The organism is Psychrobacter sp. FME13, assembly GCF_014861395.1.
Lineage (GTDB): Bacteria > Pseudomonadota > Gammaproteobacteria > Pseudomonadales > Moraxellaceae > Psychrobacter.
Genome location: NZ_RRYV01000121.1, coordinates 1 through 9,581, shown reverse-complemented (window position 1 = coordinate 9,581; position 9,581 = coordinate 1). Strand labels below are relative to the sequence as shown.

General features: G+C 42.3%; 7 protein-coding genes and 1 pseudogene. 3 read left to right on the top strand and 5 right to left on the bottom strand.

All coding sequences use genetic code 11. The features are described 5' to 3' along the window. Positions 1-151 (top strand): annotated as a pseudogene (locus EI164_RS17085) (IS30 family transposase); the annotation flags it as partial. 536 nt (positions 152-687) lie between these two features. Here the strand turns inward: EI164_RS17085 and greA are convergent. The 4 genes from greA to carA form a co-directional block, all read right to left on the bottom strand. After that, positions 688-1,164 carry a transcription elongation factor GreA gene (greA, locus tag EI164_RS12205; protein WP_192520232.1) on the bottom strand — a complete coding sequence of 159 codons (477 nt, stop codon included), beginning with the start codon at positions 1,162-1,164 and terminating at the stop codon, positions 688-690. A gap of 339 nt (positions 1,165-1,503) precedes the next feature. Further along, the gene (gene carB, locus EI164_RS12200; protein WP_192520231.1) at positions 1,504-4,773 is read right to left on the bottom strand and encodes a carbamoyl-phosphate synthase large subunit; all 3,270 of its coding nucleotides are present in this window, start codon (positions 4,771-4,773) and stop codon (positions 1,504-1,506) included. Positions 4,774-4,917: 144 nt separating this feature from the next. Beyond that, the gene (locus EI164_RS12195; RefSeq protein ID WP_192520230.1) at positions 4,918-5,454 is read right to left on the bottom strand and encodes a hypothetical protein; all 537 of its coding nucleotides are present in this window, start codon (positions 5,452-5,454) and stop codon (positions 4,918-4,920) included. Next, complete coding sequence (gene carA, locus EI164_RS12190; RefSeq protein WP_192520229.1) at positions 5,454-6,683, bottom strand: glutamine-hydrolyzing carbamoyl-phosphate synthase small subunit; 1,230 nt, start codon at positions 6,681-6,683, stop codon at positions 5,454-5,456. The genes EI164_RS12195 and carA overlap by 1 nt, the downstream gene beginning before the upstream one ends. A 770-nt stretch (positions 6,684-7,453) precedes the next feature. Here carA and EI164_RS12185 point away from each other — a divergent pair. Continuing rightward, the gene (locus EI164_RS12185) at positions 7,454-7,993 is read left to right on the top strand and encodes a gamma carbonic anhydrase family protein (RefSeq protein ID WP_192520228.1); all 540 of its coding nucleotides are present in this window, start codon (positions 7,454-7,456) and stop codon (positions 7,991-7,993) included. Between the two features lie 105 nt (positions 7,994-8,098). On the opposite strand, the gene EI164_RS12180 is transcribed toward EI164_RS12185, so the two are convergent. Further along, a complete protein-coding gene (locus tag EI164_RS12180) occupies positions 8,099-8,563 on the bottom strand; it encodes a hypothetical protein (protein ID WP_192520227.1) in 465 nt (154 codons plus the stop codon). 235 nt (positions 8,564-8,798) lie between these two features. On the opposite strand from EI164_RS12180, the gene EI164_RS12175 reads away from it, so the two are divergent. After that, positions 8,799-9,500 (top strand): HAD family hydrolase, encoded by a 702-nt coding sequence (locus tag EI164_RS12175; RefSeq protein WP_192520226.1) that lies wholly within the window; start codon positions 8,799-8,801, stop codon positions 9,498-9,500. Positions 9,501-9,581: the final 81 nt, after the last annotated feature.

Here is a 9,581-nt window from a genome sequence, read left to right as displayed (position 1 = left end):
CGGCCTTATCAGAGAGTACTTGCCTAAGGGTTGTGACTTTAGACAAGTCTCTGATGATGAGATGCAGGACATTGAGAACAAATTAAACAACAGACCAAGAAAACGATTAGGGTTTAAGACGCCTATGCAGGCGTTCTATAATATTAATTAGCGTTGCACTTGGTGTGTTAATCTAAGTTTTCAAATATTTAGGATATGTCCTGATATATACTAGGGCGTGTCCTCAATTCAATCGATAGTTATCTAAATGAGTTAAAAACGGCTAAATCTTGCCAAACAGCGTCAAATAGCTGACTAATATCTCGATATTATCTGCGCTATGTTCCTTGTTTGACTGCTATTTATCTTATTTTTATCATCATTTTTAAAATGAGGACACGCCCTAAGATTTGTGACAGATATTACATAAAAAACCCCCATTAAATGACACTATTAAACATGTCAAATAACGAGGGTATTAGTACTGATAATAGCCAATACTCACTATATTCAGCCATCATTATTTTTCGTTAACAGCGCGATAAATCTGCATGATGATATGCGTTAGATTTACGCAATTATGCGCTAAAACGAATTAAGTAGAAAGATAAAATTGTATACAGCTGTTTTGTCTTTTTTACAGCATGATTAAGAACAAAGGTTTTTTAATTAAACAGTCATAAATTATAGCTATAAAAACCTGTCACATTAATCGTATATCACTTTCATCACTTCGTATTCAACCACGCCTTTTGGCGTCTCAATACGGGCTTCATCGCCTTCAGACTTGCCGATCAGACCACGAGCGATTGGCGAGTTGACAGAAATTTTTCCAACTTTGAAGTCTGCTTCGTCATCACCAACGATTTTGTACTGTTTTTCTTCTTCGGTATCCATATTTTCGATAATAACACTAACGCCAAATACCACACGGCCTTCTTTTGGTAGGGTGGTAGGATCGATAACTTGTGCACCGCCTAGCTTGGCTTCGATATCACGGATACGCGCTTCGCAGAAACCTTGTTGTTCGCGCGCGGCATGATATTCAGCATTTTCTTTTAGGTCGCCATGTTCACGAGCTTCAGCGATAGATGCTGTGATGCGTGGACGGTCAACACTTTTTAACTGTTTTAATTCGGCTTCTAAAGCCGCATGTCCTTGCGGAGTCATGGGATAACGTTGCATATTTTTTTCCTTAAACCAATAACACCACACCACCTCATGCCGAGATGGTGCTAGCTTTATTGCAATGGGTATGAGATATAAAAAAGTGTGAGGTTCAAACTGTGTAATAAGCAAACGGACAGTCATGTATGAGCGTCTTAGCGCTCAAATGCTGCATCCTTAACTTTACGTAATAAAAAGCATAGTCGCAGTTTGGCCACTATGCTTTTGGGGTTTATCTTTTTAAAGGTATTGTCTATTACGGTTATATAATAGCTCATGCGAAACTTTGCATGAGCAGTTACATTAGCTTGACTGTTATGCTTAATCTACTGAAATTATTCAGTCAAGTCAATAGAACTAAGCAATAGTCTTTGCTTGTTCGTGTAAATCTTGTAGCTTGTAAACTTCAAACGGTAAGTTAATTGAATAAGACTTGCAAATAGCATCTGCAGCACCCAATGTCGTGACATAAAATACTTTGCCTTGCAGTGCGCTACGGCGGATAGAGAATGAATCCTCTTGCGCCTGCTTGCCTTCGGTAGTATTGATGATAAGGTCAATTTTACCATTTTTCAATGCATCAACGATGTGTGGACGACCTTCAGTCACCTTATTGATTTGCTTACATTCGATACCCGCCTCGCTCAGTATTTTTTGCGTACCACTCGTAGAGACAATGTCAAAACCAAAGTCAGCGAGCTGGCGAGCGATAGGTACAATTTGTGCTTTGTCGCTATCACGTACTGAGACAAAGGCTGTCTTATTTTCACCTTCAGTTGGTAGACCTGGCAAGCGCTCGTTACTACCGATGATGGCTTTGTAGAATGCTTCGCCAAAGGTTTTGCCAACACCCATGACTTCACCCGTTGATTTCATCTCAGGACTCAAGATTGGATCGACACCTGGGAATTTAGCAAACGGGAAGACAGCTTCTTTAACCGCATAGAAGGCAGGCACAATTTCAGTGGTAAACCCTTGGTCTTTAAGCGAGGTGCCAGCCATACAGCGAGCCGCGACCTGTGCTAACGATGTACCGATGCATTTAGACACGAAAGGCACTGTACGTGCGGCACGTGGGTTGACCTCTAGGATATATACAGTTTCACCTTTCACGGCAAACTGTACGTTCATTAGGCCGATCACACCAAGCTCTTTTGCCATAGCAATGGTTTGTGCGCGCATGACGTTACATAGCTCATCCGATAGCGAGTAAGGCGGTAGTGAACAGGCTGAGTCACCAGAGTGAACGCCCGCTTGTTCGATATGCTGCATGATACCGCCGATGACCACATCAGTACCGTCACAGACACAGTCTACATCGACTTCGATGGCGTCATCTAAGAAGCGATCTAGCAACACAGGCGCTTCGTTTGATGCTTGTACCGCTGTGCGCAGATAGTGTCTCAGCTCGTCTTCGTTATAGACGATTTCCATCGCGCGGCCACCGAGTACATAAGATGGACGTACAACCAATGGGTAACCTACATCTTTTGCTTTTACTAAGCCGTCTTCTAAGCTCGTCGCTAGGGCGTTTGATGGTTGAGTCAGATCAAGCTGTTGAATCATGTGCTGGAAGCGCTCACGATCTTCAGCACGGTCGATGGCATCAGGGCTAGTGCCGATGATTTTTACACCAGCAGATTCTAATGCGCGAGCCAGTTTCAATGGTGTTTGACCACCGAACTGTACAATAACACCATCAGGGTTTTCGATACGGACGATTTCTAGCACATCTTCTAATGTGATTGGTTCAAAGTATAGACGGTCAGAGGTGTCATAGTCAGTTGAAACGGTCTCTGGGTTACAGTTGACCATGATGGTTTCGTAGCCATCTGCACGCATCGCAAGCGCTGCGTGTACACAGCAATAGTCAAATTCGATACCTTGACCGATACGGTTAGGACCGCCACCGATAACCATGATTTTCTTGTTATTGGTTGGATTGGCTTCACATTCGCTATCGTACGTTGAATACATATAAGCGGTACTGGTAGCAAACTCTGCCGCACAGGTATCTACACGTTTATAGACTGGATAGATATTTAAATCCCAACGTTTTTTGCGTAACTGCTTTTGTGATACACCAAGCAATTTAGCCAAACGCAAGTCTGATAAGCCTTTACGCTTGAAACTGCGCAAATTCTTTTCCGTTAATTCGCCAAAACCTAGTGCTTTAACGTCTGCTTCGGTTTTTACGATGTCTTCGATTTGTACCAAGAACCATGGATCGATTTTGGTGAAGTTAAACACTTCGTCGACGCTCATACCGACGCGGAATGCATCAGCGATGTAGTAGATGCGCTCAGGAGTAGGAATCGTTAAGCGATTGATAATCTCGCTACGGGCTTTATCAGCACTGAGTTTACCGTCTTTAATAGCGGCAAAGTCGATTTGCTCATCAAAACCATCATTGCCCGTTTCCATACCGCGCAATGCTTTTTGCATAGACTCCTGAAAGTTACGACCAATAGCCATGACTTCACCGACGGCCTTCATTTGCGTCGATAGGATGTTGTCAGCTTGTGGGAATTTTTCGAAGTTAAATCTTGGTATCTTGGTCACGACATAATCAAGTGCCGGCTCAAAGCTGGCTGGAGTTCTACCGCCAGTGATGTCGTTTTGTAATTCATCTAGCGTGTAACCGATGGCCAGTTTTGCTGCGATTTTGGCAATCGGGAAGCCAGTGGCTTTTGAGGCGAGTGCAGATGAACGCGATACACGTGGGTTCATTTCGATGACAACCATGCGACCTGTATCAGGGTTGATACCGAACTGTACGTTTGAGCCGCCCGTTTCGACGCCGATTTCACGCAGTACTGCTAACGAAGCATTACGCATGATTTGGTATTCTTTATCCGTTAGCGTTTGTGCTGGTGCTACTGTGATAGAGTCACCTGTGTGTACGCCCATTGGGTCAAAGTTTTCGATGGCACAGATGATGATGCAATTGTCGTTTTTGTCACGAACGACTTCCATCTCATACTCTTTCCAACCAATCAGTGACTCATCGATAAGCAATTGATGGTTTGGTGATAAATCAAAACCGCGCTCGCAGATTTCGATAAACTCATCGCGGTTATAAGCGATACCGCCACCTGAACCACCCATGGTGAATGAGGGACGAATGATACATGGATAGCCCATTTTCTCTTGGGTAGCAAACGCTTCTTCCATGGTTTCAGCCGTTTCAGCGCGTGGGCACTCTAGGCCGATACGCTTCATCGCTTGGTCAAACAGCTCGCGATCTTCCGCCATCTCAATTGAGTCTTTGGTTGCTCCAATCAGCTCGCACTCGTATTTGGTTAATATGCCATGCTTATCCAAATCTAATGCACAGTTCAGCGCAGTCTGTCCGCCCATGGTTGGCAAGATTGCATCAGGACGCTCTTTGGCAATGATTTGCTCAACCGTCTGCCACGTAATCGGCTCAATATAGGTGGCGTCAGCCATGACAGGGTCGGTCATGATGGTCGCAGGGTTTGAGTTGACCAAGATGACGCGGTAGCCTTCTTCTTTTAGTGCTTTACAGGCCTGCGCGCCTGAGTAGTCAAACTCACACGCCTGACCGATGACGATAGGGCCTGCGCCAATGATAAGAATGCTTTTTATATCGGTACGTTTTGGCATAATGTTGTTAAGTCCTATTTTGGCGGTTTGGGATTTTAAGATGTCTTATACTGTAAGTAAAAGTTAAAAATAATAGAAAAACTCGGGCTTAATGATCACTAATATCGTTAGAAGCATGTTTTATCTAAGAAAATAGCATCTATTTCACTTAAGGTTAATTTTTTCGAAAACCCTATCTAAATAAGTTAAGAACCTTTTAAATTCATCCAACGAGGATGAATAGTTAGACAGTTCGATTTCTAATACGTGTTTAAGGACATCAGAAGACTGTTCTAGAGATAACTCAGAATTTTTGGCTAAAAGATCAGCAAACTCTCCTAGTTCATTAATAGTAAAGCCGTATTCATACTTTGCTATTTCTATATCCTCCAACATTATTTCAATGATGTCTGAGTCTAAAGTGCTGTCATGTATTCTTGGAATATCAGGAATAATATCTTTTAATAAGTCAAATGGTAGATGGGTATTGAAATCATTTAAAAGAGTAAAAGCAAAATCCCATCTTTGTTTAGTTGATAACTCGGATAGACGTTGAAAGTATTGTTCTTGAACCTTCTGTAGTCTATCGAGCTTCTGTTTCCTTTTATCATTTATTTCATTAGAAGATGCTTTATGCTCTGATAAAATATTTTCTATTTTCTTATTACATTTTCTATTAAATATTTTAGTGAAAAAGTTCACTATTTAGCCGCTTCCATCATCTTAGCAAACTTATCAAACAATGGCGCACAGTCATGTGGGCCAGGGCTGGCTTCTGGGTGACCTTGGAAGCTAAAGACAGGCTTATTGGTCAGCTCGATACCTTGGTTGGTACCGTCAAATAGTGAGCGATGGGTGGATTTGACATTATCAGGTAGTGTGTCTTCATCAACCGCAAAACCATGGTTTTGACTGGTAATCATAACCGTACCAGCTGCCACATCTTGTACTGGATGGTTGGCACCATGATGACCTGTTTTCATTTTGATGGTGTTTGCACCGCTAGCCAGACCGACCAGCTGATGACCCAAACAGATACCAAAAGTAGGAACATTGGTTTTTTCAATGATGTGACGCACTGCATCGATAGCATAGTCACAAGCAGCAGGATCACCTGGACCATTTGATAAGAAAATACCATCTGGGTTTAGCGCTAGCACGTCTGCGATAGGCGTTTGGGCTGGTACGACTGTTACGTGACAACCGCGATCTACCAGCATGCGCAAGATATTGGTTTTGGTCCCAAAGTCATAAGCGACGACGTTGTATTTGGCATCGATATGAGTACCAAGCTGCTTAAAGAATCCGCCCGTACCGCTATCATGGCTACCAGCTATATCACGGTTAAGTAGGGTGTCTGATAAGTCCCACGTACCTGCTGTCCATTCGAACTTTTCTTTAGTGCAGCATTCTTTGGCCAAGTCCATGCCTTCGATACCAGCAAACTCTTGCGCCAGTTCAATGGCTTGTTGCTCGTCTTCTGCACTGATGGTATCGCCATTTGATGCTGTCATGATACAACCGTTTTGAGCGCCTTTATCACGTAATAGACGAGTTAATTGACGAGTGTCAATCTCAGCGATTGCGACGGTATCATGCTTTTGTAGGTAGTCGCTCAGTGATTCTGAGTTACGGAAGTTTGAGGTAACCATTGTCGCATCACGGATAATAAGACCGTCTGCCCAGACTTGATGACCATTACCAGATTCTGTGTCCTCGCTATTGGTACCTGTATTACCAATGTGTGGATAGGTGAGGGTCACGAGCTGACGTGCGTAGCTTGGGTCGGTTAATATTTCTTGATACCCTGTCATGGCTGTATTAAACACCACCTCACCGACACGATGACCGAGACTACCGATACTCACACCGCGAAAAATCGTACCGTCTGCTAATGCCAAAATTGCTTGTACTTCTGCCGATGAATTCAAGGGTTGCCTCCGCTGTTATTGGTTAGTGCTATGATTTTTTTATGATTAAACTTTGGATTTCTATGTCTTAATATTTGCATAAAGAAACAAGAAAATCTAAAATTTTTCCATAAAAAAGCGAGAAGACATTATTGATGGAAACTACAAAACCCACTAGATAGTGAATAGGTAACTTGCATCATGTCCGCTCGCTTAGGCACAGATTTTGCGCATTATATACAATATACGCTAGAATAGCCAGTCGATTTGCTAAGTTGTAGTGCATAGTTTGCTAATTTTCGATAAATATATAATGTAGTCTGTATTAAGCGACAAAGCGCTTATAAATGCACGTTAAGTGATATCTGATGGCAAGAAATTTCTGCACTAGAAACAACCTTTATCAAGGTGAACCCTCTAAGGGTTAATGACTATATCTGCATACATAGTCTATATACATAAATGCTTTTTTGATTGAGTGACAAGTCCTACTACCGATAATGCTAGATTTTGATAGACAGCTTTGCCACAATAGAGGGCATTATTGACTGATATAAAATGAGAGCTATCGATCTCGTTATCTATCTACAATTAGCAAAAGCCAGCTACGTCAGAGAAAGCTAGCGAATGACTAACTGTCTACGGCGTTATTGTCCTTGGATGTATCACTTGTACTCGTTTTAGAGTTCTTTGACTATAGTCAGTCCGAAATAAAAGAGATGCAGTCACGCGACATTACACTACATGCGACACTATTTAGTTGGCATAAAAAACGATAACAAGGAGCAGTTATGATTTATCAGTATTTAGATAAGACCCCTGAGTTCGCTGTACCGTTTAAAGGTTGGGTGGCAGATTCTGCGCAAGTCATCGGTGATGTGTATTTAGGGCATCAAGCCAGTATTTGGTTTGGTGCGGTGCTACGCGGTGACAATGAACGCATTCACATTGGTGACTACAGTAATGTACAAGAAAACAGTGTGATTCATACTGATGCAGGTATCGAAGTAAAAATCGGTCATTATGTCACTATCGGACATTTAGCGATGCTGCACGGCTGTGAGGTTGGTGATAACAGCTTGATTGGTATCGGTGCCGTGGTACTCAATAATGCCAAAATTGGCAAAAACTGTATCATCGGTGCTAAAGCATTGGTCACAGAGGGCAAAGTTATTCCAGATAATTCATTGGTCATGGGTGCACCTGCAAAAGTAGTGAAGACCTTAACAGATGAGCAAGCAGCGATGTTAAAGCTCTCGGCGGTGCATTATGCAGAGCGTTGTCAAAAATTCAAAACGGGACTAAAAGAAATCGCAATGCCTGATGAATAGCAACCAGTAAATGTAGCGCTGAGTGATAAATAAAGATCAGAGGATAAGTGTATAGGGTGTAATCCTCTGTATTTTTATCCTTTATCTATGGCCATGAGAGTAACGTTACATGATAAACATCATAGCGAGCCAGATAACGGCAAAGATAGCGATACCAACAATCAAACCGCGAAAAATATCATGACTGATAGAGGTGTCATCGAGATAAGGGTTATGGTTGGCAGTTTCGTCGATATGTAGTGCATTGACGCTCTCGGCCCCTGCGTTTTTACCAACGACTAACCCAATGATTACACCGAGTACTAACATAAAAGGGGTGAATAACCAAAAAACCTCACCATTACCGATATCAGCTATTGAGCGAACGACAACAATGACCACGTCGATAAGCAAGCCACCAAAGCCATACATCAAGCCGTTTAAGAGTGCATGGATCAGGCGATCCCAAGGCGATTGGTACGCATCTCCTAACTGACGCTGTCTGATTTCTTTAATCGAGCGAGCAGGGCGATGCACCTTGTTAATTTGAGATCTACTAAATAAGTCGGTTTTGTTATGATACGCTTTCATAAGGTTCTCGGGTTGCTTATTAAGGTCGTGGTATGTCTTATAAAGTAAGCTGAATAAATAATTTAGCATAATTTTGTCTGGCAAACAGTAGACTTCTCAAAATTTACTGAATAAATGTTATATCCAAAAAACTGACTATATTAAAGGCTTTAGCTAAAACACAGTCGATATAATCTTTAATTATAATTAATTCTATTTACTATTAACATTTTGAAAAAACAATAAGGCATTCATAATGCAAGCACCTCATACGAAAAACTCTCAAAAAGAACTGGCGCTATTTGATTTAGATCACACGTTACTTGATGTCGATAGCGACTATCTATGGGGTGAGTATATCGTCAATAATGGTCTGGTTGATGAGGCACAGTATCGCACGGCCAATCAGAAGTTTTATCAGGATTATATCGAAGGTACACTTGACGCGACAGAGTACAATGAGTTTGTCGCCCAGTTTTTGACTACCTTGCCATTGGCACGGTTGCATGAGCTGCGTGAGGATTACATTACACGTGAAATTGAGCCACATATTCGGCCAAAAGCGATGGAGGTGTTGTGTCAGCATGTTGAAAAGGGGCATGCTGTAGTGATTATTTCTGCTACTAACGACTTTGTGGTCTCTGCTATTGCCAAACGTTTTGGTATCGAATCCGCCAATGTGTTATCGACGCCGCTCGAGATAGAAAACGAGCGTTATACGGGTAAATTAGCGGATAAGCCCAATTTTAAAGAAGGTAAGATATATCATCTAGACAAGTGGGTGAGTAAGCAGCAATTGGCTGGCGTGACCTTTGAAAAAACGTATGCGTATTCGGATTCTAAAAATGACATCCCGCTACTTGAGTGGGCAGATATCGCTATCTGCGTCTCACCCGATGAGGCGCTGCATGCGCATGCGCTAGCCCATCGTTGGGCAGTAGAGGATTGGTCGATTTAGGCAGCATATATGCATAGTCAGTAATAACTATCAAAAAAGCGAAAGAGGACTCCACCCGACATTAGGGTGGAGGTGAATTTC